24 protein-coding genes are annotated in these 22640 nt (G+C 60.9%); 14 read left to right on the forward strand and 10 right to left on the reverse strand.

Annotation, left to right across the window (positions count from 1 at the left end; all coding sequences use genetic code 11):
* A complete protein-coding gene (gene trmB / locus NZ453_RS12570) occupies positions 1-756 on the forward strand; it encodes a tRNA (guanosine(46)-N7)-methyltransferase TrmB (protein ID WP_420851636.1) in 756 nt (251 codons plus the stop codon).
* 59 nt (positions 757-815) lie between these two features.
* Here trmB and NZ453_RS12575 read toward each other — a convergent pair whose 3' ends face one another.
* Complete coding sequence (locus tag NZ453_RS12575) at positions 816-1343, reverse strand: energy transducer TonB (RefSeq protein WP_263770953.1); 528 nt, start codon at positions 1341-1343, stop codon at positions 816-818.
* A 69-nt stretch (positions 1344-1412) separates the two neighbouring features.
* Between NZ453_RS12575 and NZ453_RS12580 the strand changes: the two genes are divergently transcribed.
* Entirely contained in the window at positions 1413-2561 is a 1149-nt protein-coding gene (locus NZ453_RS12580) for an ankyrin repeat domain-containing protein (RefSeq protein ID WP_263770954.1), read from the forward strand.
* Positions 2562-2597: 36 nt separating this feature from the next.
* On the opposite strand, the gene hemW is transcribed toward NZ453_RS12580, so the two are convergent.
* From hemW to NZ453_RS12605, 5 genes are all read right to left on the reverse strand, one after another.
* A complete protein-coding gene (gene hemW / locus NZ453_RS12585; protein WP_263770955.1) occupies positions 2598-3842 on the reverse strand; it encodes a radical SAM family heme chaperone HemW in 1245 nt (414 codons plus the stop codon).
* Positions 3839-4429: an RdgB/HAM1 family non-canonical purine NTP pyrophosphatase gene (gene rdgB, locus NZ453_RS12590; RefSeq protein WP_263770956.1), complete on the reverse strand. Its 591-nt coding sequence runs from the start codon at positions 4427-4429 to the stop codon at positions 3839-3841. Before rdgB ends, hemW begins: the two co-directional genes overlap by 4 nt.
* Before the next feature lie 191 nt (positions 4430-4620).
* On the reverse strand, positions 4621-5340 hold the full coding sequence (gene rph / locus NZ453_RS12595) for a ribonuclease PH (protein WP_263770957.1): 720 nt from the start codon (positions 5338-5340) through the stop codon (positions 4621-4623).
* Between the two features lie 17 nt (positions 5341-5357).
* The gene (locus NZ453_RS12600; protein WP_263770958.1) at positions 5358-6278 is read right to left on the reverse strand and encodes a PP2C family protein-serine/threonine phosphatase; all 921 of its coding nucleotides are present in this window, start codon (positions 6276-6278) and stop codon (positions 5358-5360) included.
* Positions 6275-7231 (reverse strand): serine/threonine protein kinase, encoded by a 957-nt coding sequence (locus NZ453_RS12605; RefSeq protein ID WP_263770959.1) that lies wholly within the window; start codon positions 7229-7231, stop codon positions 6275-6277. Before NZ453_RS12605 ends, NZ453_RS12600 begins: the two co-directional genes overlap by 4 nt.
* 101 nt (positions 7232-7332) lie before the next feature.
* On the opposite strand from NZ453_RS12605, the gene NZ453_RS12610 reads away from it, so the two are divergent.
* Entirely contained in the window at positions 7333-8199 is an 867-nt protein-coding gene (locus NZ453_RS12610; protein ID WP_263770960.1) for a YicC/YloC family endoribonuclease, read from the forward strand.
* Positions 8200-8285: 86 nt separating this feature from the next.
* Here NZ453_RS12610 and NZ453_RS12615 read toward each other — a convergent pair whose 3' ends face one another.
* The 4 genes from NZ453_RS12615 to NZ453_RS12630 form a co-directional block, all read right to left on the reverse strand.
* Positions 8286-9815, reverse strand: a complete 1530-nt coding sequence (locus NZ453_RS12615; protein ID WP_263770961.1) for a tripartite tricarboxylate transporter permease — start codon at positions 9813-9815, stop codon at positions 8286-8288.
* Positions 9816-9828: 13 nt separating this feature from the next.
* Positions 9829-10293 (reverse strand): tripartite tricarboxylate transporter TctB family protein, encoded by a 465-nt coding sequence (locus tag NZ453_RS12620; RefSeq protein ID WP_263770962.1) that lies wholly within the window; start codon positions 10291-10293, stop codon positions 9829-9831.
* Between the two features lie 87 nt (positions 10294-10380).
* Complete coding sequence (locus NZ453_RS12625; RefSeq protein WP_263770963.1) at positions 10381-11340, reverse strand: tripartite tricarboxylate transporter substrate binding protein; 960 nt, start codon at positions 11338-11340, stop codon at positions 10381-10383.
* Positions 11341-11522: 182 nt separating this feature from the next.
* Positions 11523-11951, reverse strand: a complete 429-nt coding sequence (locus tag NZ453_RS12630) for a hypothetical protein (RefSeq protein ID WP_263770964.1) — start codon at positions 11949-11951, stop codon at positions 11523-11525.
* Between the two features lie 46 nt (positions 11952-11997).
* Here NZ453_RS12630 and gmk point away from each other — a divergent pair, with 46 nt between their 5' ends.
* The 11 genes from gmk to NZ453_RS12685 all read left to right on the forward strand — a co-directional run.
* The gene (gene gmk, locus NZ453_RS12635; protein WP_263770965.1) at positions 11998-12606 is read left to right on the forward strand and encodes a guanylate kinase; all 609 of its coding nucleotides are present in this window, start codon (positions 11998-12000) and stop codon (positions 12604-12606) included.
* 19 nt (positions 12607-12625) lie between these two features.
* Entirely contained in the window at positions 12626-12832 is a 207-nt protein-coding gene (rpoZ, locus tag NZ453_RS12640; RefSeq protein ID WP_263770966.1) for a DNA-directed RNA polymerase subunit omega, read from the forward strand.
* 30 nt (positions 12833-12862) lie between these two features.
* A complete protein-coding gene (locus NZ453_RS12645; RefSeq protein WP_263770967.1) occupies positions 12863-15094 on the forward strand; it encodes a RelA/SpoT family protein in 2232 nt (743 codons plus the stop codon).
* Positions 15095-15096: 2 nt separating this feature from the next.
* Positions 15097-16344 carry a D-amino acid dehydrogenase gene (locus NZ453_RS12650; RefSeq protein ID WP_263770968.1) on the forward strand — a complete coding sequence of 416 codons (1248 nt, stop codon included), beginning with the start codon at positions 15097-15099 and terminating at the stop codon, positions 16342-16344.
* 90 nt (positions 16345-16434) lie between these two features.
* Complete coding sequence (locus tag NZ453_RS12655) at positions 16435-17223, forward strand: TatD family hydrolase (protein WP_263770970.1); 789 nt, start codon at positions 16435-16437, stop codon at positions 17221-17223.
* A gap of 243 nt (positions 17224-17466) precedes the next feature.
* On the forward strand, positions 17467-19269 hold the full coding sequence (gene frdA / locus NZ453_RS12660) for a fumarate reductase (quinol) flavoprotein subunit (protein ID WP_263770971.1): 1803 nt from the start codon (positions 17467-17469) through the stop codon (positions 19267-19269).
* Positions 19262-20014 carry a succinate dehydrogenase/fumarate reductase iron-sulfur subunit gene (locus NZ453_RS12665; RefSeq protein ID WP_263770972.1) on the forward strand — a complete coding sequence of 251 codons (753 nt, stop codon included), beginning with the start codon at positions 19262-19264 and terminating at the stop codon, positions 20012-20014. Before frdA ends, NZ453_RS12665 begins: the two co-directional genes overlap by 8 nt.
* Positions 20011-20409, forward strand: coding sequence for a fumarate reductase subunit C (locus NZ453_RS12670; RefSeq protein WP_263770973.1), 399 nt, complete (start codon positions 20011-20013; stop codon positions 20407-20409). The genes NZ453_RS12665 and NZ453_RS12670 overlap by 4 nt, the downstream gene beginning before the upstream one ends.
* Positions 20406-20771, forward strand: a complete 366-nt coding sequence (gene frdD, locus NZ453_RS12675; RefSeq protein WP_263770974.1) for a fumarate reductase subunit FrdD — start codon at positions 20406-20408, stop codon at positions 20769-20771. Before NZ453_RS12670 ends, frdD begins: the two co-directional genes overlap by 4 nt.
* A 574-nt stretch (positions 20772-21345) precedes the next feature.
* Positions 21346-22419 carry an ABC transporter ATP-binding protein gene (locus NZ453_RS12680; protein WP_263770975.1) on the forward strand — a complete coding sequence of 358 codons (1074 nt, stop codon included), beginning with the start codon at positions 21346-21348 and terminating at the stop codon, positions 22417-22419.
* 1 nt (position 22420) lies between these two features.
* Positions 22421-22640, forward strand: a 220-nt coding sequence (locus NZ453_RS12685) for an ATP-binding cassette domain-containing protein (RefSeq protein WP_263770976.1), incomplete at its 3' end; no start/stop codon positions are given.

Consider the following 22640-nt stretch of genomic DNA (forward strand, 5'->3'; position numbering starts at 1 on the left):
GTGAGCGAAGCGATCGATACGTCGGTGAACACGCCGACGGTGGGCGAGGAGCGCCCCGAGAACGTCTATACCGCCGGGCGCGCCGGGCACATCCGCAGTTTCGTGCTGCGGCAGGGTCGTGTTTCGAGTGCGCAGCAGCGTTATTACGACAGCATGATGGTCAAGATCGGCGTGCCGTATGCGGCGGCGCCCTGCGATCTCGAAGCCTTGTTCGGTCGACCGGGCTCCGTCGCCCCGAAGATTCTCGAAATCGGTTTCGGCATGGGCGAGACGACCGCAACGATTGCGACCGCGAATCCGGACAAGGATTATCTGGGAATCGAGGTTCACACCCCGGGGGTCGGCAGCCTCTGCAAACAGATCGCCGAAGGCGGGCTGAGTAACGTGCGCATCGTTCAACACGACGCCGTAGATGTCCTGCGCGAGATGATCGTGCCGGAATCATTGGACGGCGTGCACATCTTCTTTCCAGATCCGTGGCCCAAGGCGCGGCACCATAAGCGACGCCTGATCCAGCCGCCGCTCGTGGCCCTGATTGCGAGCCGCCTGCGATCCGGCGCGTACATTCACTGCGCGACCGATTGGGAAAACTATGCCGAGCAGATGCTTGCGGTGCTTTCGGCGGAACCGTCGCTCGTCAATACCGCCGACGGTTACGCGCCGCGCCCCGACTACCGGCCGCTGACCAAGTTCGAACAGCGCGGCCTGCGTCTTGGCCACGGCGTGTGGGACGTCATTTTCCGGAAGAAAGCATAAAGCTTCTGCTCGCGGGCGTTGCTTGGGCAGCGAGAAGGTTTGTCGTCGATGACAAAGTGCTATTGCAGGCGGAAAACCACGGGCAGGATCAGCTCTCGGGAACTGCCGCCGCCCAAATGCCCCATCGCGTACGCCGCCCGGATCGCCGCATTGTCGAGAATTGCATGGCCGCTGCTTGCCGCGATGGTCACATCCTCGACCGCGCCGTTGGCGTCCAGACGGACGATCAGCCGCACCTCGCCCTCGATGCCTTTGGCTAATGCTTCGGGTGGGTAGTAGAGGTGCTGAGCGAGCTTGCGTTGTGCAACCTGTGTCTCGCGCTTGTTCGCCGTTTTCGGCCGCGCATCTTTCTTGGGCGCCGCTGATGGAGGTGGTGGGGCCGGAACCGGCTTCGGTTCCTCGTTGGCGTCGAGCGTGTTCTTGACCAGCGGTTCAGGTGGAGGAGCCGGCTCCGCAGGAAGCCTTAACCGCGCGACGAGCGCGTTGCGCGGCGGCGGTGCGGAAAGGCGCTTGAAAACGTCCGGAAAGAGCAACCCGGCGTGCAGAGCAAGCGAAAGCGCGATAGCGAAGATCAGACGGTACGGCATCAGCCCCGTATTGTGCAATAAAACCGGCGCCGACATCCTGTATGGTATACGGCTTGAAGGAGTTTTCAGATGTACCCGTTTCTCGCTGCGCTGCGTTTGTCGTTTCTTGTATTGGTCCTTTGCGCCGCTCCCGCGTTGGCGGCTACGCCCGACCCGATTGCCTTTGGCTGGGCCGTCGAACGCGGCGACGTCGGCAAGGTGAGGTCCTGGCTCGACGAAGGGCTTGATCCGGAGTTCCAGGGAAATCAGCTGGGCACCGGGCTCATGATAGCCGCATGGAACGGCAACATCGAGATGATGTCGCTTTTCCTCGAACGCGGAGCGAATCCAAGGCGTGCCAACCGCAACGGTGAGCAGCCGTTGCAGCTCGCGGCCTGGAATGGGCATACGGAGGCGGTGAAGTGGCTGCTTGCCCACGGTGCCGTCCTCAACCGCGACGGCAATTATTGGGGCGCGCTTCACTACGCCGTATTCAACGGGCATCAGGAACTCGCCAAATACCTGATCGAACGCGGTGCCAACGTTAACGCGCGTTCACCGAACGGCTCAACGCCGATCATGATGGCGGCGCGTGAGGGCCGAGAGGAACTCGTCAAAACCCTTCTCGAGGCCGGTGCCGACCCGCAATTGAAGAGCGACTGGGGCGACAACGCCTTAACCATGGCCATGCGCTACGACCACTACCGCATCGGCAAAATGATTGCCTCGCCCGAAGAGTTCGAGATCGCGGTCAAGGCGCCGAAAGAAACGTTCGGCGAACCCGTGCGCTCGGCATCGGCGCCGAGCGAAATCGAGAACATCCTGCGTCAGATCCGCGAAGCCGAAGCCGAAGGCCGGCCGAGCGAGGCGCTGCACAAGCAACTGATGGAGGCCGTGAACAACTTCCGGCGTAACGCCACCGTGCAGAACGCGACGGTGGCACGGCGGCCGATGCCGATTCCATTCCAGCCGCGTACGCTGGTGATTACGGGAAGGCGCGGCAGCCCGGGGGCCGAGCGGGTTCAGATCACCGGCGAGCGCAAGCCGGCTGTGCAAGCTGCGCCGGCGTCCCCGCCGGGTAAACCGGGTTCGATCACAATTACGCCGGTCAACGATCAACGCGCGATTCAGGCGCGCATCGCCGACCTGATGCGCCAGATCCGCCTTAATGAGGCGCAAGGACGGCCGGCGACCGATCTGCGCCGGGAACTGTCGGAAGCGGTCGATTCTTTGAAATAGCCCGCGGAGGAGGGGCCTGAAGAGGTTGTGGCTGGCCTAAGCGGCCGGGTCGGCAAGAAAGCGTTCAAGCAGCCGATTGAGAAAGCGTCGGCCTCGTTCGGTCGGCGCTAGATGGGAGGCCTCGCGCACGATCATCCCATCCGCCGCCGCGGCGCGCAGGATCGGCTCGACGACATGCAGCGGCCGCCCGGTGCGTGCCTGGAACAGCGAGACATCGAAGCCTTGGTTGAGGCGCAAGGCGTTCATCATGAATTCGAACGGCAGTTCATCCAACGGAACGGCGAATTCCTGCTGCACCGGATGGCCGGCGGCGACCTGGGCGAGGTACTGCTTCGGCTGCTTCCAGCGCATCTGACGCCGGATTTCCCATCCTCCTCCTGTCGGCAATGTGAGCTTGCCGTGCGCCCCGGCGCCGATGCCGAGGTAGTCGCCAAAGGTCCAGTAATTAAGGTTGTGCCGGCATTCGTAACCAGGTCGGGCGAACGCCGACGTTTCGTAATGTACGTAACCTTCGCTGGCCAGGCGAGCCTCAAGGGCGTCCTGCATGTCAGCGCAGCGATCGGGTTCGGGGAGCGTGGGCGGTGCCGCAGCGAACGCAGTATTCGGCTCGATGGTCAATTGATAACACGACAGGTGCGGGGGTGCGAACACCAGCGCGGTCTCAATGTCGGCCTCAGCCTCGGCGAGCGTCTGCCCCGGCAGTCCGTACATCAGGTCGAGGTTGAAGCTCGCGAAATGCCGTGCCGCAATCTCGATCGCGCGCCGTGCCTCGGCGTCGTCGTGGATGCGTCCGAGCGCCCGCAAATGCGCGGGGTTGAAACTCTGGATGCCGAGCGACAGGCGATTGACGCCGGCGGCGCGGAACGCCGCAAATTTCTCCGCTTCCACGGTGCCGGGGTTGGCCTCAAGCGTGATTTCGGCATCCGGGCTTACCGGCAAGCGCGTACGGATCGCGGTCAGCAGGGTGTCCAGTGCTGCTCCAGAGAGCAGGCTCGGCGTGCCGCCACCGAGAAAGACGGTATTCACGCGCCGTCCCCAGACCTGCGGCAGGGCGGACTCGAGGTCGGCGATCAACGCCTCTATGTAGGCCTCTTCCGGCAACCCGTCGCGGATCTGATGCGAGTTGAAATCGCAGTACGGACATTTCTGTACGCACCACGGCACGTGGACGTACAACGACAGGGGCAATGGTTCCCGAAAATCGGGACTGTCGTCGCTGGCGGTCTGTCGGTGACCGGCAACCTGAATCGGGATGACCCGTGCCGCCTTTTCTCGGCTCATGAACGCCGGTTCTTGAGCCGCTCGACGAGCAGCGCCAAGGCCTGGCCGCGGTGCGAGCGGCGGTTCTTCTCCGCGGCGTCGAGTTCAGCGGCGGTCAGTCCGAGTTCCGGAATCAGGACGTAGGGGTCGTAACCGAAGCCGCCTTGTCCGCGCGGAGTGTCAACGATTTCGCCATGCCATTCCCCTTCGGCGATCAACGGCTGGGGGTCATCCGCGTGGCGCACGAAAACCAGCACGCAGACGTAATGTGCCCGGCGGTCGCTTCTTCCTGAAAGTTCGGCGACGAGCTTCGCATTGTTACGTTCGTCCGACTTCGGTTCGCCGGCGTAGCGAGCCGAATAAACGCCGGGCGCGCCTCCGAGCGAATGTACGCACAGGCCCGAGTCGTCCGCCAGCGCGGGTAACCCGGTGCTCGCCGAGGCATGCCGGGCTTTGGCAAGCGCGTTCTCGACGAAGGTTCCGTGCGGTTCTTCGCATTCGGTGACGCCGAGTTCGCGCTGGGGAATCGTCTCCCAGCCGAGGGGCGCCAGCAGTTCACCGAATTCACGCAGTTTGCCTGGGTTGTTGGAGGCGACGACAAGTCTCATGGGTGCTCTTCACTTCGTGGATTTGAAAGGACCGCGCAAAGCCCACTGCAGCAACGAACAGAGGAGCGATTCGGCCAAAGCAAAGGCCGGAAGGTAACACGCTTTCGACCGCTCGGCGGGAATGGGGTGCCCGGAGGTTGTTGCAGACCATGCCGGCGCCCGCTTCAATGCCGCGGGCGGAGCGACGCCAACTATTGAGTTGCGAGCGCTTCCTTCTGCCGAGCGACGAGTTCGCGGATGCCGGCCTCGGCCATGTCCACCAATTGATCCATCTGTGCCCGGGTAAACGGCTCGCCTTCGGCCGTTCCCTGGATCTCGACGATGCCGCCCGCGCCCGTCATGATGACGTTCATGTCGGTGTCGCAATCGGAGTCTTCCACATAGTCGAGGTCGAGGACCGGCGTTCCTTTGTAGATGCCGACCGACACCGCAGCCACATGGTCGCGTATCGGGCTCGCCGTTAAGACGCCGCGTGCGACGAGGCCGGCGCAGGCGTCATGGAGCGCCACCCAGGCGCCGGTGATCGAAGCGCAACGGGTGCCGCCGTCGGCTTGCAGCACGTCGCAATCGAGCGTGATCTGCCGTTCGCCGAGGGCGGCAAGGTCAGTCACGGCGCGCAGCGAACGCCCGATCAGGCGTTGGATTTCAAGCGTTCGGCCGCTTTGTTTGCCCTTTGCAGCTTCGCGCGCCGTACGCGTATGCGTCGAGCGCGGCAGCATGCCGTATTCGGCAGTCACCCAACCTTGCCCTTGGCCGCGCAGGAAGGACGGAACAAATTCCTCGACGCTGGCGGTGCACAGAACCCGTGTGTCGCCCATCTCGACGAGCACCGATCCTTCGGCATGGCGGGTGAAGCGGCGGGTGATGCGGACATTGCGCAGTTGCGTGGATTCTCTTTGGCTTGGACGCATGGGGATTTCCTGTATTCCTACTTCGAGTATTTGTGGATGGCGGCCTGGATTTCCTCGATCGCCTTTTCGATCTCCTCATCCGACAGTTCGGTTTTGTAGTGCGGATTGCGGCCGAAGGCATCGAGGCGCGTGGTGACGGTATCGCGCGGCATGGTTTGCGTCGAGATGAAGCTGGACGAGGACTCGCCCTCATCGACATAACTGTCGGACCAACGCACGGCGACCACGGACAAGTTGTCGGCATTCGGTCCGCCGCGGGTTTCCGCCTGGTCGAGCAGCAGCGGCACGGCCTTGATCAGGTTCTCGCTCTGCATGGCGGCGATCAGCATCTCGGCGGGGATATTTCCCCAGACGCCGTCAGTGCACAGCACGAGCGAATCGCCAGCTTCGAGGGGCGTCTTGCGCGAGAACTCGATCTCGGGCATTTGACGGCCGCCGAGGCAACTGTAGACCTTGTTGCGATCCGGATGCGTCGCTGCTTCGCTTTTCTCGATGATTCCCTGATCGATAAGGAGCTGCACGCGAGAATGGTCCCGCGTCTGCGCATGGATCTTTCCCGCGCGAATCAGGTAGAGGCGGGAATCGCCGGCATGCGCCCAATAGGCGACATTGTCCTGGACCAAACAGGCGACGCAGGTGGTGCGCGGCGAATCCTTTAAATTATGCAGATCGGTGAAATCGAGGATCGCGTGGTGCGCGTTCATCATCTCCGTCTGCAGGAACATGAACGGATCGCGCAATGTTGGCGTGGCCATGCGCTGGAAGGCTTCGGCCAGCGTCTGTACCGCAATCTGCGCCGCGACTTCACCGTAGTAGTGCCCGCCCATGCCGTCCGCGATCAGCATCAGGAGAGCGTCACGCGAGTAGCAATGCGCCAGGCGGTCCTCGTTGTTCGCGCGCTTACCGACGCGACTTTCCTGGTAAATCGTGAACTTCACTTCAACCCCGACTTTCTCGTAAACCGGCCCATCACACTGCCTAACCAATTGTTCTTCTCCACGACCTTGGGCTTGCTATTTACTTTCTCGGTCAGCGCTTTTTGTAATGCGAAGACGCTTTGCGGGCGATAGAGGTGGTTTAGGCACAAACACCAATCGATCGTTTCGAGCAGCTGGTCCGAGTACTGGCCTTCCCAGCGCACCATCGCCGGAATCAGGCGATCCTTTTCCTGGCGGCTGTCGGCAGATTGCGGGGCCGTCGCGGCCAAGCACGCGTACATCGATGCGCCGACGCTGTAGATGTCACTCCACGGGCCGAGCAGTTCGCGCTGTCGGTAATGTTCTGGCGATGCGAAGCCCGGTGTGTACATGGGTTTGAGCATGGGCGTGTCGCGCGCCAGGGTTTGTCGCGCGGCGCCGAAGTCGATAAGCACCGGGGTGTAGTCGTTGCGCATGTAGATGTTCGACGGCTTGAGGTCGAGGTGCAGCAGCTTGTGTGAATGAACTTCACGCAGCCCATTGAGAAGCTTGGTAAAAACGTTGCGGATGAAGTTCTCGGTGATCAGGGTACGGTTCTTCTGGATGAACTCCTGCAGCGTCCGTCCCTGTTCGTACTCCATCACCATGTACACGGTCCCGTTGGCGCGGAAGAAATTCAGCACGCGCACGACGTTGGGATGGGAGAGCTTCGCCAGGGCGCGACCTTCCTCGAAGAAACACTTCATTCCATAGCGGAACGCTGGCATGTGCTCGTCGGTGATGACCGGTTCGATCTCCCCTTCACCGCGCAGGGCGAGACTATTCGGCAGGTACTCCTTGATGGCGACGAACTTGTCTTCGGCATCGGTCGCCAGATAAACGATCGAAAACCCGCCAAGGGAGAGCTGATGCTCGATGCGGTAAGCATCGAGTTGGTAACCGGGCGGCAGGGCGTGGTTCGCTTGTTGTGTCATCGATAAGGAAGCTATGATGCGTTCTTTGGGCCATTTTCGGGGTTTGTTCCAAGGCTGTAAAGCCGAGCGGACGCCCGATGCAACCATTCTCCAGGAACTCCATGATTTTTAGCATGACGGGTTATGCCGCGAGAACGCTCGATGTCGAGCGCGGCGCTTTGCACATCGAGCTGAAGAGCGTGAACTCGCGCTATCTCGATATCCAATTCCGCATTTGCGAGGAATTGCGTTCGGTCGAGCCCGCGTTGCGTGAGCTGTTCACCGCTCGCTTGGCGCGCGGGAAACTGGAGTGCCGGCTGGGGTTCACCGCCGTCGCGGCACGCGCGCAACCGGCGCTGCTCAACGCCGAACTGCTGCAGCGGCTGAAGGCATTCGAAGCGCAGGTAAAGAACGAATTGCCGCACGCGCCGGGCCTCTCGGTGAGCGACGTGCTCCGTTGGCCAGGCATGTTCGGTGACGATTCGCTCGATATCGAGACGCTGGCTCCCGCGTGTCTCGATCTTGCGAAAAACGCGCTGGACGATTTCACGGCGAGTCGGCAGCGCGAAGGCGCGAAGCTCGCCGCCGTCATTGGCGAACGCGTCGCCCGCATGCGTGCGCTCGTGCGGGAAGTGGAGCCGAGGATTCCGGTGGCACAGGGGGCATTCCAGGAAAAGCTGAAACAGCGTCTGGTCGAGGCGATCGGCAGCGCCGACGACGATCGGATACGTCAGGAAGTCGCCGTTTTCGCCGTGCGCATCGACGTTGCAGAAGAACTCGCTCGCTTGATGACCCACCTCGACGAAGTCGAGCGCGTTCTAGAAGCCGGCGGTTCGACAGGCAAACGCCTCGACTTCCTGATGCAGGAACTTAACCGCGAGGCAAACACGCTTGGCTCGAAATCCGTGGTTGCCGAGGTGTCGCAGACAGCAATGGAATTGAAGCTGTTGATCGAACAGATGCGCGAGCAAGTGCAGAACCTCGAGTAAGCAGCACTCGCATTCGCGAAAAAATAAAGCGCGGAGTTCCGCGCTTTATTTTTTTTGATGACTCCCGAAGATTGGCCGGTCCGAGCTCAATCGGCGACGGCTTTTTCGAACTGTGCCTCCATCTCCGCCATTCGTGCTTCAACCTTCTGGTGCCCCCGGATCGACAGGATCAGCGAGATGACCGCCAGTACCATGAGGCCGATCGCAATCGGACGGCTTACCAGGATCGACGGGTCGCCGCCGGAGATAACCATCGCGCGGCGAAGGTTCGCTTCCGCCATCGGGCCCAGGATGAGAGCGAGAAGGATCGGCGACAGCGGGTAGTCGTAGCGCGTCATCACGTAACCCAGAATACCGAACGCCAGGGTCGTGTAGACGTCGAAGATGTTGCTACGCATCGCGAACGCGCCGACAACCGAGAGCACGAAGATCGCCGGCGTCAGGATCGCCCGATCCACCATGATCACTCGGGCGAAGAGCTGGATGCCGGCCATGCCGATGAACTGCATGGCGAACTGGGCGAGCATCATCGACGCGAAAATCTGATAGACGATGTCGATGTGTTCCTTGTACAGCATGGGGCCGGGTTGCAATCCCTGAATCACGAACGCTCCGAGCAGGACGGCAGTGACCGCGTCGCCCGGCACGCCGAGCGAAAGCAACGGAATCATTGCGCCGCCTGAGCACGAGTTGTTCGCGCACTCGCTGGCGGCCAGCCCTTCGATCTCGCCGTGTCCGTAGCGTTCCGGGTTCTTGGAGGCGCGCTTGGCTTCGCCGTAAGAGATGAAAGCCGCGATGTCGCCGCCGGCACCCGGGATGGCGCCGATGACGGTACCGATGATGCTCGACCGGCAGAGTTCCCTGAAGCAGTACTTGATGTCCTGCCAGCTCGGAAGATACTGGTCCAGCTTGGCTTTTACCTGTTGTGTGACGCCGGACTTCTGGACCTCGTTGAAGACTTCCGAAACCGCGAACAAGCCGATCAGGGTGGGAATGAAGGGGGGACCTTCCATCATTTCCACCATGCCGAAGGTAAAGCGCGGGAAGCCCGAAATCGGATCGAACCCGATCGCCGAGATGAGCAGACCGAAAAAGCCGGCCATCATCCCTTTGATCAAGGACCGCCCAGAGATGGAGATGATGACGGAGAGCCCGAAAATCGCGAGCGCAAAATATTCCACAGGCCCGAACTCAAGCGCAATGCTCGATATGAAGGGCGATGCGAAAGTCATGATGACCGCGCCCACGACCCCACCGAAGAATGACGCGAAGAGTGCCATCGCCATGGCACGGCCCGCTTCCCCGCGTTTGGCCATGGGATAGCCTTCCATTACGGTCGCTGCAGCGGCCGGGGTACCCGGGGTACGGATGAGAATCGCGGAAATGGCGCCGCCATACATCGCGCCGCAGTAGATGCCCATCAGCATGGACAGGCTTTCCAGTGGCGGGCGCCCGAAAGTGAGGGGAACCAGCAACGCGACCCCCATCGTGGCGGTAAGACCTGGCAAAGCGCCGATGACGATCCCGGCCGTCGTGCCGACGCAGATCATGAACAGAATGCCCGGCGTGAATACTGCCGCGTAGCTCGAAAACATCAAGCCCCAGTTGAATTCCATGGCGGATCTCCGGCTACAGCATGTCGGCCAGGAGACCGGCCGGCATTGAAAGGTTGAGAATCTTCTCGAACACCAGCCAGACGCTGACCGTGATAAGCGGTGGAGCGATCAGAATAGGAATCGGTTTGCGCTTGCCCATGACGACCATCATGAAGGCGAGGAACGCGATGGAGGAGGGAATGAAGCCAACGGGCTCGAGGATGACGCAGAACACCAAAGACGCCGCGAGCGTTATCAGGCCGCGTTGCACGCCTTTGTCTGCCAAGCGCATCGGTTCAACGGTTCCTTTGCTCTTTCCGCGCACCGCGTTAATGACGAGCACCACGCTGAAGAGGATCAGGAACCCAGCCAAAAAATTCGGAAAGAAACTCGGGCCGATTTTCATCACCACGTCGGTTGGCATCTTCGTGCCTTCCCATATGGCATACAAGCCGATCAGGATGCCGACGAGCCCGCCGACGATATCTGCGATCTTCATGGTTGCGCAACTCTCCCAGCGCTGAAGCTTTATCTACCTAGACAAAAAGGGCGGCCAACGAGGCCGCCCTTTCCCGGATAACTGCCGTTACTTCTTGGCGAGTCCGAGGCTCTTCATCACAGCCTCGACGTCTTTGTAGTTCTGATCGAGGAACTTCGTGAAATCAGCACTGTTTTGGTAAGCCAGATTGAGCGATGCCTTCGCTGCAAATTCCTGGAATTCCGGCGAGTCGTACGCTTTCTTGAACGCGTCCGCCAGCTTTGTCTTGATAGGTGCCGGAACGCCCTTCGGCAGGCCGAGACCGCGCCAGGTGTAGAACTGCACGTCGACGCCCTGCTCCTTGAACGTCGGAACGTCTGGGAAGATCTTGTCGCGATCGGCCGACATGACGCCAAGAAGCTTCAAGTTGCCGGCTTGCACCTGACCTTTCACTTCAGCAACCGACACGGCAACCGCCTTGATGTGGCCACCTACCAGCGCTGTGACCGCCGGTTGTGCACCGTCGAACGGAACGTGCTTGACCTGGACACCGGTCTTTTCCGCCGCCAGACCCGCCGCAATATGCCATACGGATCCCGGCGCAGAGTTACCGATGGTGATTTCACCCGGGTGTGCCTTCGCGTAGTCCATGAAGCCGCGCACGGTGTTGTATGGAGCGTCTTGGCGTACCGTCAATGCCGCCGGGTCCGAATTGATGCGCATCAACGGGTCGAAGTCCTTCCAGGTGAAGGGAACGAGGCCCTGTGGCGGCAAGGAATTCAGCTCGAAGGTGATCATGCCCAGTGTGTAGCCGTCCGGGCGCGCGGCACGAATGGCGTTATGTCCAATGGCACCGGCGCCGCCAGTTTGGTTTACCACGTTGATCGTCTGACCGAGGTGCTTCTCGGCGGCTTTTGCCAGCGCACGGAGCAGGACGTCCGTCCCACCGCCTGCCGTCCAAGGGCAGATGACTGTTACCGGCTTATCCGGATACGCCGCCAAGGCGGGAGTGACAATAATGCCGGCGGCTAAAGCGACGGCACCTGCGAGCATCGTTCTGCGTTTCATGACTGGGCCTCCTCGTTCTAGTATTTGTCCATCAGGGATGACTCTGAATAGCCGCCGACGCTTTTGGCACCGCCGGCGCCACGGGAATCACTTTATGGCCGGGCCAATCGGACGTCAACTCTCGATTGGTAAAGTTGTCAGGCCGCAATCTGCGTTGCGAGATCCTTTCTGCCGGGGCGGGACTACTTCGCGATCGGGTCGTTTCGTCCCGAGAAGCGATCGCTCATGCGAAAAGCGGCATCGCTGAAAAGACCCGTAGGTTTCTCGGCACAGTAACGGTCCACGAAGTTCTCTACCGTTCCGCGAGACATTGCCGATACCTGCTGCTTCTGATTTGCGTAATTATGTCCTGTCAATACGCCGCGAATCCAGGACACAAGCTCTTTGCGTTGGTCGGGGTCATCTTTAGATTTGACCCAGGTCTGGCACGACATTTCGTCGAAACCGACGATCACCACCGGCGCGGCCGACGCCCCGTACACGGTAGCGAACAGCACGCAGGGGAGTAACAGGCGCAACGGCTTGCTCAACATCTTTTTCATTCCATCAGCACAGGGATTTGCTGCTGATTCATTCTGACCCGAACGGCGGCCGGCGTCCACAATCCGCATCGGGTTACAATCGACCGATCGCCATCGGAACGATCTCCGCATTCTCATGAACGGTCATCTTTATATTGTGGCGGCGCCGTCCGGCGCCGGAAAAACAACGCTTGTTCGCCTCTTGTTGGAGAACGATTCGGGTATCCGCGTGTCCATTTCGACAACCACGCGCGCTCCGCGTCCAGGAGAAGCCGACGGCCGCGAGTACCATTTCGTGGACGTTAACCGGTTCTTGGACATGGTGAGCCGTGGCGATTTTCTCGAGTGGGCTGAGGTGCACGGCAACTACTACGGGACATCGAAAGGCTGGATTGAGTCCGAACTGATGTCCGGACGCGACATCCTGCTCGAGATCGATTGGCAGGGCGCGCAGCAGGTACGGAAAGCGTTTCCCAACGCGATCGGTGTGTTCATCCTGCCGCCTTCGCTCGAAACGCTGAAGGAGCGACTGGCGGATCGGGGGACGGACTCGCAGGAGACGATCGCCCGTCGGCTGGCGGCAGCGCGGGACGAGATGCGGCATGTCGATGAATTCGACTATGTTATTATCAACGACGATCTGCGGCAGGCCTTGGACAACCTTCTTTCGGTCGTCCGCGCCTCGCGGCTTCGCTATGCTACGCAGCGTCAGCGGCACGCCTCGCTGTTCGCGGCGCTCCTATGATTTCAGGAAGAAGAGAACGATGGCACGTATTACTGTAGACGACTGCATGGAGAACATTCCCAACCGCTTTCAGATGACGCTGGCGGCCACCTACCGCGCCCGTCAGATCACGGCCGGCGCGTCGCCGATGGTCGACCCGGATCGCGATAAACCCACGGTGATCGCATTGCGTGAACTGGCGCAAGGCATGTACGGTCTGGAAGTCCTCAACCGCGGCCACGCTTGACCGAGTAGAAGCACTGAGTGGTGAGCGATAGTGGACTCGAACGCTATGGCCACCGATTCGACAAGCGGCCCGACGGCCAACGAAACGGAACAAGACGGTCGCGTTGATGAGCACAACGGACCGGGTAAAGTCGTTTACGAATACGAGGATCCGGCGTACCGGGTCTTCGTAGACACCCTCAACTACCTCGAGCCCGAGGAGATCGAGCAAGTCCTGGCAGCCTATCGTTTCGGCGAGAAGGCGCATCAGGGGCAGACTCGCCTGTCGGGAGAACCCTACATCACGCATCCGCTCGCCGTGGCCGGGGCGCTCGCCGAATGGCGGATGGATGCGCCCGCCATCATCGCCGCGTTACTGCACGACGTGATGGAAGATACTTCGGTGTCCAAGGCGGAGATCGCGGAGCGTTTCGGCAAGCAGGTTGCCGATCTCGTTGACGGTCTTTCGAAGCTGGACCGGATCGAGTTCCAGTCGTACCAGGATGCGCAAGCGGAAAACTTCCGCAAGATGCTGATGGCCATGGCGACCGATTTGCGCATCGTGCTCATCAAGCTTGCCGACCGCCGTCATAACCTACAGACGATGGCGCCGGTGCGGCCTGACAAGCGGCGCCGGATCGCGCACGAAACGCTGGAAATCTATGCGCCGATCGCGACCCGGCTTGGCCTGAACAATATTTCCCGCCAGTTGCAGGATCTATCGTTCAAGCACATCTATCCGATGCGCTTTCGAGTGCTGACGCGGGCGGTCAAGGCGGTAAGGGGCAATCGGCGCGAACTGCTGTCGAAAATCCTCGACGGCATCCGCAGCAAGTTGCAGGAGTCGAACATCGAAGCCGGCGTCTTCGGCCGCGAGAAGAGCCTCTACTCGATTTACCACAAGATGGTCGACAAGCACCTGAGCTTCTCGCAGGTGCTCGATATCTACGGCTTTCGCGTCATCGTGCGCGACGTGCCTACCTGTTACCTCGCGCTCGGTGCGCTGCACTCGCGCTACAAGCCCGTCCCCGGCAAGTTCAAGGACTACATCGCGATTCCGAAGGCGAACGGTTACCAGTCCTTGCATACGACGCTGATCGGGCCGTACGGGACGCCGATCGAAATCCAGATCCGCACGCAGAGCATGCACCACCTCGCCGAGGAGGGGATCGCCTCGCACTGGCTGTATAAGGACAGCGAGGAAAGCGGCGCCGACTTGCAGGTGAAGACGCACAAGTGGCTGCAATCGCTCCTTGAACTGCAAGGCGCGAGCGGCGACTCGTCGGAGTTCCTCGAGCACGTGAAAGTCGACCTCTTCCCGGACGAGGTGTACGTCTTCACGCCGAAGGGAAAAATTCTTGCATTGCCGCGCGGTGCGACAGTCATCGACTTTGCCTATGCGGTGCATACCGACATTGGCCACCGCTGCGTGGCGGCGCGCATCGACCACGAGTTGATTCCTCTGTCTGCGGAGTTGAACAACGGCAACCAGGTCGAGATCATCACCGCCCCGCACGCCAACCCGAATCCGGCATGGCTGAATTACGTGAAAACGAGCCGGGCGCGCAGCAAGATCCGTCAGTTCCTGAAGGCCATCCAGCAGGACAGTTCGAGCGCGTTGGGCGAGAACATGCTCAATCAGGAGCTACAAGCCCTGGGCGTAGTGCCGTCGGAAATTCCAGCGGCCGTCTGGGAGCGCGTGATCCGCGACTCGGGAAAGAAATCCCGGCGCGAAATCCTCACCGACATCGGCCTCGGCCGCAGTTTGGCCGCCGTCTTCGCTCGCCGCCTGGTAGCCAATGACGAGGTGCCGCAGAACGAAGTCAGCGAATCGAAGCCGTTGGTGATCCGGGGTACCGAGGGCATGGCGGTGCAGCTGGCGCCGTGTTGCCAGCCGATCCCGGGTGACCCGATCGTCGGCCTGCTTCGCAACGGCCAGGGCCTGCGTATCCATACGCATGCCTGCCAGGCAACCCGAAAATCCCGCACGACCGAGCCGCAAAACTGGATCAACGTTGAGTGGGAGCCTGATCCCGATCAGTGTTTCGACGTCCGCATCCGGGTGACGGCCAAGAAGGTCCGCGGACTCCTTGGGCGGGTTGCGACCGGCATTTCGCAAGCCGGCGCGAACATCGAACATGTCAACATGGACGGCAAGAAACCCGGTCTCTTTATCGACCTGCATTTCCTCGTTCAGGTTTCCGGTCGTCCCCACCTCGCTGCGCTCATGCGCAGTCTGCGCCGCATTCCCGATGTGGTGCGTATCGTCCGCGAACAGGAGTAGTTTTGAAAGTCTTGATTCTTGGCGCCGGCGTCGTCGGCGTCAGCAGTGCGTGGTACCTCGCCAAAGATGGGCACGAAGTAACTGTTGTCGATCGCCAGCCTGGCGCCGGTCTTGAAACCAGTTTCGCCAACGGCGGCCAGATTTCGGTTTCCCACGCGGAACCCTGGTCCAACCCGCATGCCCCCGCCCGTGCGCTGTCGTGGTTCGGCCGCGAGGATGCGCCGCTACTTTTCCGTCTGCGCTGGGATACGGCGCTTTTCGACTGGAGCGTGCGCTTTCTGCGCGAATGCACGCCGGGCCGCACGCGGTCGAACATTCGGGACATCGTGACCCTGGCGCTCTATAGCCGGGAGCAGCTCAAGGCGCTGCGGCAAGAAACGGCGATCGAGTACGACCACCTCGAACGCGGCATTCTTCATGTGTACACGGACCCGAAAGAGTTCGCGTCCGCGGTGGAGGCTTCCAAGGTCTTGCGCGAGTTTGGCTGTGACCGGCGCACCGTGGATGCGGACGAATGCGTTGCGATCGAGCCGGCGCTGAAGGCGGCACGGCCACTCCTTGTCGGCGGGGACTATACCGTGGCTGATGAATCGGGAGACGCTCAATGCTTCACCCGTAAGCTGGCGGAACTATGCGAAAGCAAAGGGGTGAAATTCCGCTACGGCGTATCGGTTGAGCGGTTAGCCACCGACGGTAGCGGTGTCGGAGGCGTCATCGCTAAAACGCCTCGCGGAGACGAGACGATCAGCGCTGATGCATACGTTGTTGCTCTGGGCAGCTACTCCCCCCGCATGGTCCGACCTTTGGGAATCCGCCTGCCGGTTTATCCGGCCAAAGGCTATTCGGCGACCGTCCCGCTCGGCGAATCCAGCGTCGCGCCGACTGTCGCCATGACCGACGACGGCCACAAGCTTGTGTTCTCCCGCCTCGGGCAGCGGTTGCGCATCGCCGGCACGGCAGAGTTCAATGGCTACAACACCGAACTCAATCAAGTACGGTGCGAGGCGCTCATGTCGCGGACGCATGAACTTTTCCCCGAACTTCGCCCCGCAGGAAAGCCCGAGTTCTGGTGCGGTCTGCGTCCGTCAACGCCGTCCAATGTCCCCTACATCGGGCGTAGCGGAATACCCAACCTGTTCCTCAATACGGGCCACGGAACGCTGGGCTGGACGATGGCCTGCGGCTCGGGGACGGCGCTTGCGGACATTGTCGCGGGCCGAAAGCCGGAGGTTCCTCTGCGCGCGATGTGACCAACCTTCTCGCGCACGTTACGCGGGAATGGCGATCTGCAAGCACGTGGTGGGCGGGCAGCGAAGACACGAAATGGCCAGGAGGTCTGCATGCCCGCAACGCTTTTGATCGACACCCATTGCCATCTCGATGCCGGCGAGTTTGCCGATGACCGCGACGGGGTTGCCGCTGCGGCCCGGCATGTCGGCGTGGGTACGATCGTTGTTCCGTCCGTCGCGGCGAGCAACTTCACGGTAGTTCGGGCATGTGCCGAGTGCTACTCGCACTGCCGGATTGCCTACGGGATCCATCCTCTCTACATAGAACAAGCGCTCGATGACGACCTCCTGCGCTTGCGCGACTGGTTGCGATGCGAAGAGAGCGGGGCATTGCGCCCCGTCGCCGTAGGGGAAATCGGACTCGATTACTACGTGCCTGGGGTCGACGTTGCCCGCCAAGAGAGATTCTTCATCGAGCAATTGAAAATCGCCCGTGACTTCGACCTTCCTGTGCTGTTGCATGTTCGGCGCGCGATAGATCAAGTGCTCAAATGCTTACGGCGTGTCGGGGTGCGCGGAGGAATTGCCCACGCATTCAATGGCAGCCGGCAACAGGCGGACCAATTTCTCGCGCTGGGTTTCAAGCTGGGTTTTGGCGGCGCAATGACGTATCCCCGTGCCACCCGCCTTCGCACCCTGGCGGCAGATTTACCCCTCGAAGCGCTCGTACTCGAAACCGACGCTCCCGATATCCCTCCGGCGTGGATCGGCAGAGGTCGCAACAGCCCGGCTGAGCTGCCTCGCATCGCTGAGGCGCTGGCGGACTTGCGCGGCATAGAAACCGCCGAAGTGGCCGCCATGACGACAAGCAACGCCAAGTCGGTACTCTTTCTCTCTTGACTCGCGGTTTTCCGCCGCGCAACGGCTCTATTGCAGGCGCTCGATGCGCTCAAAACATCCCGGTTTCTTGTCCGGCAGGAAGGGGCCGCGCCTCTTGGCTTGCGGCCATCCCAAGTTGTCGGACAATGAAAAAGACGCCATAATCGCGGGCTGTTGAGCATAGAGCACCGTCGGGAAGCGCTCTGGCGGGGTCACAGTGCGCTAATCGTAGCTGAGTTCGCGTAAAGCGAGAAAGGATTGAGCGTGGAAATCTACAAAGCGGACGTAGTCATCGTGGGAGGGGGGGGCGCCGGCTTACGTGCAGCAATTGCCGTCGCTGAATCCGATCCGTCATTAAAGATCGCCCTGGTATCGAAGGTCTATCCGATGCGCAGCCACACCGTGGCGGCCGAAGGCGGTGCGGCGGGCGTCAAGCGCCCGGACGACAGCTTCGATTATCACTTCCATGACACAGTAGGCGGCGGTGACTGGCTATGCGAGCAGGACGTCGTCGAGTACTTCGTGCATCAGGCGCCGGTCGAACTGACCCGCCTCGAGCACTGGGGATGTCCGTGGAGCCGCACACCCGACGGCCACGTCAACGTTCGCCCATTCGGCGGCATGAAGATTCAGCGGACCTGGTTCGCGGCCGACAAATCCGGTTTCCACATCCTGCATACCCTGTTTCAGACTTCGATCAAGTATCCCTCGATCAAGCGCTTCGACGAATATTTCTGCGTCGACCTGCTCGAGGAGGATGGGCGCGTTCAGGGTGTCGTCGCCATCGAGATGGCGACTGGTGAGTTCACTATGATCGAAGGCAAGTCGGTCATTCTCGCCACGGGCGGCGCCGGGCGCGTGTTCCGTGAAAGCACGCTGGGCGGCATCGTCACCGGCGACGGTATGGCGCTGGCCTTCCGTCACGGCGTCGCGTTGCGCGACATGGAGTTCGTGCAGTACCACCCGACCTGTATGCCGATCACCGGGCTGCTCTTTACCGAAGCCTGCCGCGGAGAAGGCGGTTACCTGGTGAACAAGGACGGCTACCGTTACCTGCAGGACTACGGTCTGGGACCGCTACAGGACAAGCCGAAGAACAAGTACATGGAACTCGGCCCGCGCGATCGTCTGAGCCAAGCCTTCTGGTATGAACAGCAGAAGGGCCGCACGATCGAGCACCCGGTGCTCGGTTCAGTGGTCCATCTCGACCTGCGTCACCTCGGCGAAGCCTATCTGCATGAGCGTCTGCCGCTGATCTACGAGATGGCCGAAACCTTCATGGGTATCGACCCGGCCAAGGAACCGATCCCGGTGCGTCCAGGCGTCCACTACACGATGGGCGGCGTTCGCGTCGACGGCAATTGCGAAACGTCGTTGCCGGGGCTCTACGCGATCGGCGAATGTGCGAGCGTGGGTATCCACGGCGCCAACCGCCTCGGTTCGAACTCGCTGACCGAACTCCTGGTATTCGGCAAGAAGGCCGGCGATGAAGCGGCCGCCCGCGCCAAGTCTACTGGACCGGGCAATTCGGCCAGTCTGCTCAAGCAGGCGCAGGCTGCCGAGCAGCGTGTCATGGCGCTGAAGACCAAGACCGGCGGCACCGAGCGCATCTCGACGATTCGCAAGGAGATGGTCAAGTCGATGGAAGACGGGTGCGGCATCTACCGCGTCGAAGACACCATGCAGGCGACCTGCGACAAGCTCACCCAGCTGCGTGAACGTTTCAAGAACATCAACCTCGACGACAAGAGCAGCGTGTGGAACACCGATTGGCTGATGGCCATCGAGCTCGATTACCAGCTCGACGTGGCGCAGGCGATGGCGCACTCGGCGGTCAACCGCAAAGAATCGCGCGGCGCGCACCAGCGTCTCGACGGTCCGGACGGTGCCTACACCAAGCGCGATGACGTCAACTTCCTGAAGCATTCTGACGCGTACTACGTGCCGGGCAGCGCGCCGCGCATAACCTATGGCGACGTGAAGATCACCAAGTCCCCACCGGCAGCTCGCGTCTATGGCGCTGCCGGCGAAAAAGCAGACCAGGAAAGGAAAGAATCCCATGTCTGAGCAAAAAATCATTGAAATCGAGGTCTTGCGCTACCTGCCGGAGTCGGACCAAGCCCCGCATTCCGAGATATACAAGGTTCCCTTCACCGACGACATGTCGGTGTTGCAGGGTGCGCAATACATCAAGGACAACTTCGATGGCTCGCTGACCTTCCGCTGGTCGTGCCGGATGGCGATCTGCGGCAGCTGCGGCATGATGATCAACGGCGTTCCTAAGCTGTCGTGCGAGACCTTCATCCGCGACTACTATCCGAACCGGATCACGATTGAAGCGCTCGCCAACTTCCCGATCGAGAAGGATCTCGTCGTCGATCTGTCGAGCTTCATCGAGAAACTCGAAGCGATCCAGCCCTACATCATTCCGAAGGAACCGCGGACCGTCGAGCAAGGCGAGTACATTCAGTCGCCCGCCCAGTTCGCCGAGTACATCCAGTACACCTCGTGCATCAACTGCACGTTGTGCTATGCCGCATGCCCGCAAGTCGGTCTCAACCAGAACTTCCTTGGGCCGGCCGTCATCGCTCTCGCGCATCGCTACAACATGGACTCGCGTGACGGTGGCCAGGATCAGCGCATGGAATTGCTCGCCTCCATGGACGGCGTCTACAACTGCAGCGCCGTCGGCTACTGTTCAGAAGTCTGTCCGAAGCATGTCGACCCGGGCAACGCGGTTAACGTCAACAAGATCAATGCAGCGAAGGATTACTTCCTGCGCTTCCTGTCGCCGAAAGGGGGTTCCAAGTGAGCAAGCGTCGTCCTTATGTCCGTTCAATGGACGGATGGTGGAAGAAGAATCCCTACTACGTCGAGTACATGGTTCACGAGAGCACGGCGTTCTTTGTCGCCGCTTACGCGATCGTTCTGCTCGTCGGCTTGCTCCGGTTGAGCCAGGGCGAGGCGGCGTGGAACGGTTTTCTCGAAGCGCTGAAGAGCCCGCTGTCGATCGTTGTCCATCTCGTTTTCCTGGTTGCCATCGCTTATCACGCCTTCACGTGGTTCAAGCTGTTCCCGCTGACGATGCCCCCAATGATCGTCAACGGCAAGCGGGTTGAGCCGGGCGTAGTCGTCGGCACCGGCTGGACGGCGGCCATCGTCGCGTCGCTGGTGTTGCTTGGTCTGGTTTGGAGGATTGCAGCATGATCAATCGTAAGCGTTCGAACGCACCGATCTTCTGGGGTCTGTTTGGCGCCGGCGGCATGATCGCCGCGCTATTCGGAACGATGCTCGTCTTCATCACCGGCATCGCGGTTCCGATGGGGTTGCTGTTGCCGGCCAATACGATGAGCTATCCGAAGATGCTCGCTTTTGCGCAGAACTTCATCGGCAAGGGCTTCATCTTCGTCGTCATCGCCCTGATGCTCTGGCATGCCGGTCACCGGATATTCCACTCGCTGCATGAAATCGGGATCCACCCTGGCTTTTTCGCTCGTCTGATTTGCTACGGTGGCCCGCTGGTCGCCACGATCATCTCGGCGGCGCTGCTTCTCGGCCTCGGGTTCTGAACGAAACGACGCAAACGACCGTGTAGGTACTCGCTACACGCCGCTTGCCGGAAGCGAGTCCGCTCCAAAAACGCCAACCAGATCGGTTGGCGTTTTTTTTCACCCTTCGCATACTTTCCTACCCTCCCGGGTGGCCATGGTTGGCGAAGCCAAGCCAAGCCCGGGACCACGCCGCCTCAATACCCTTCCTGGTTCGCGGTCCACTTCCCTCGAGCGCCCACGAGTTCGAACCCCTGGTTTCGTTCGACGCCCTTCCGCGTGTCGACTGCAAGTTGCTCTCATCGGCTCCGGGGCTGAGAGCATCTGGAAACAAACAGAAACGAACTCTGCCAACGGGCCTCTGGACCGGGACGAAGATCGAACGCGCGTTCGAATAGTGAATTCGAAGTTCGATTGAACGTTCATGCGAAATCGCTTTCTGATTGTCTTCTTCCGGGCACCGACTCGCTCTTGAGGAGCGATCCGTTGTTGCTGCCTCACATCACAGCGTGGTGGCGTGGAGGCGGAAGCTGGTATCAGTTCTTTGTGGATGGGCAGCGCGACACGTTGAAGACCAACGACAAAGGGTGGAGTCATGCAGTTGATTCTGGAAAACGTCAGCAAGACGGTCGGTCCGGAGACTTGGTTGCACGATATGACCATCGCGCCGAGCACAAATGCCGTGACTGTGCTCCTCGGCGCGACGCAGGCGGGCAAAACCAGCCTCATGCGCGTCATGGCCGGACTCGATGCGCCATCCGCAGGGCGGGTGAGCGTCGACGGGCGTGATGTCGTCGGCGTTCCTGTCCGCGAGCGCAATGTCGCGATGGTGTACCAGCAATTCATCAACTACGCGTCGCTGAGGGTCTTCGACAACATCGCTTCGCCGTTGAAGCTGCGGGGCGAAAAAAACGTCGCCAATCGGGTGCGCGAACTGGCGGCAAAGCTCCACATCGAAACTTTTCTCGACCGCTACCCAGCCGAGCTCTCCGGCGGGCAGCAGCAACGTGTCGCGTTAGCACGGGCGCTGGCGAAGGGCGCGCCCCTGATGCTCCTCGACGAGCCGCTGGTCAACCTCGACTACAAGTTGCGCGAAGAACTGCGTGACGAGTTGACCGCCTTGTTCGCTGAAGGCAACTCGACAGTGGTCTATGCGACGACGGAGCCCAGCGAAGCCTTGCTGCTGGGCGGTTATACGGCGGTACTCGACGCAGGAGAGTTGCTCCAGTACGGGCCGACGGCGGAGGTATTCAACCACCCTAAATCGCTGCGCGTTGCTCGGGCGTTCAGCGATCCGCCCATGAATCTGCTCCCCGGCGTTCGCTGCGAGTCGGGTGTCCAATTGCAAGACGGCCCCGTACTCGGCGTGGCGTTGCCGGGCGATGCGTCGCAACGGTTGACCGTCGGCATACGCGCGAGTGCGTTGAGGGTACAGGCCCGGCAAGGCGACGTTACCTTGCCCGGCAAGGTTGAACTAGCGGAAATCTCAGGCTCGGATACCTTCGTTCATCTCGCGACTCCGGTGGGCGAAGTCGTCGCTCAACTCACCGGTGTGCATTATTTCGAGTTGGGAACACCCGTCCAACTGTACTTCGACCCGGCGCAGATTTACCTATTCGACGCCTCCGGTTCGCTGCTGTTATCTCCTCGGCGCCGCGGAGGACGCTGATATGGCGCGTATCGAACTTGAGCTCGCGCATTCTTACAAAGCCGATCCACGCGACGAAAGCGACTACGCACTACTTCCACTGAATATCACGTTCGAAGACGGGGGAGCGTATGCGTTGCTCGGGCCGTCGGGCTGCGGCAAGACGACGATGCTCAACATCATGTCGGGCTTGGTGGCGCCCTCGCAGGGCACCGTGAAGTTCGACGGTCGCGACGTCACGC

Origin of the sequence: Propionivibrio soli (assembly GCF_025770765.1) — a bacterium.
In the GTDB taxonomy this organism is placed as follows: Bacteria; Pseudomonadota; Gammaproteobacteria; order Burkholderiales; family Rhodocyclaceae; genus Propionivibrio; species Propionivibrio soli.

Excerpts from the sequence above, each read along its gene's own strand:
- NZ453_RS12575 (WP_263770953.1), bottom strand. The coding sequence starts at position 1,343 with ATGCCGTACCGTCTGATCTTCGCTATCGCGCTTTCGCTTGCTCTGCAC.
- NZ453_RS12580 (WP_263770954.1), top strand. The coding sequence starts at position 1,413 with ATGTACCCGTTTCTCGCTGCGCTGCGTTTGTCGTTTCTTGTATTGGTC.
- hemW (WP_263770955.1), bottom strand. The coding sequence starts at position 3,842 with ATGAGCCGAGAAAAGGCGGCACGGGTCATCCCGATTCAGGTTGCCGGT.
- rdgB (WP_263770956.1), bottom strand. The coding sequence starts at position 4,429 with ATGAGACTTGTCGTCGCCTCCAACAACCCAGGCAAACTGCGTGAATTC.
- rph (WP_263770957.1), bottom strand. The coding sequence starts at position 5,340 with ATGCGTCCAAGCCAAAGAGAATCCACGCAACTGCGCAATGTCCGCATC.
- NZ453_RS12605 (WP_263770959.1), bottom strand. The coding sequence starts at position 7,231 with ATGACACAACAAGCGAACCACGCCCTGCCGCCCGGTTACCAACTCGAT.
- NZ453_RS12610 (WP_263770960.1), top strand. The coding sequence starts at position 7,333 with ATGATTTTTAGCATGACGGGTTATGCCGCGAGAACGCTCGATGTCGAG.
- NZ453_RS12615 (WP_263770961.1), bottom strand. The coding sequence starts at position 9,815 with ATGGAATTCAACTGGGGCTTGATGTTTTCGAGCTACGCGGCAGTATTC.
- NZ453_RS12620 (WP_263770962.1), bottom strand. The coding sequence starts at position 10,293 with ATGAAGATCGCAGATATCGTCGGCGGGCTCGTCGGCATCCTGATCGGC.
- NZ453_RS12625 (WP_263770963.1), bottom strand. The coding sequence starts at position 11,340 with ATGAAACGCAGAACGATGCTCGCAGGTGCCGTCGCTTTAGCCGCCGGC.
- NZ453_RS12630 (WP_263770964.1), bottom strand. The coding sequence starts at position 11,951 with ATGCGGATTGTGGACGCCGGCCGCCGTTCGGGTCAGAATGAATCAGCA.
- gmk (WP_263770965.1), top strand. The coding sequence starts at position 11,998 with ATGAACGGTCATCTTTATATTGTGGCGGCGCCGTCCGGCGCCGGAAAA.
- rpoZ (WP_263770966.1), top strand. The coding sequence starts at position 12,626 with ATGGCACGTATTACTGTAGACGACTGCATGGAGAACATTCCCAACCGC.
- NZ453_RS12655 (WP_263770970.1), top strand. The coding sequence starts at position 16,435 with ATGCCCGCAACGCTTTTGATCGACACCCATTGCCATCTCGATGCCGGC.
- NZ453_RS12665 (WP_263770972.1), top strand. The coding sequence starts at position 19,262 with ATGTCTGAGCAAAAAATCATTGAAATCGAGGTCTTGCGCTACCTGCCG.
- frdD (WP_263770974.1), top strand. The coding sequence starts at position 20,406 with ATGATCAATCGTAAGCGTTCGAACGCACCGATCTTCTGGGGTCTGTTT.
- NZ453_RS12680 (WP_263770975.1), top strand. The coding sequence starts at position 21,346 with ATGCAGTTGATTCTGGAAAACGTCAGCAAGACGGTCGGTCCGGAGACT.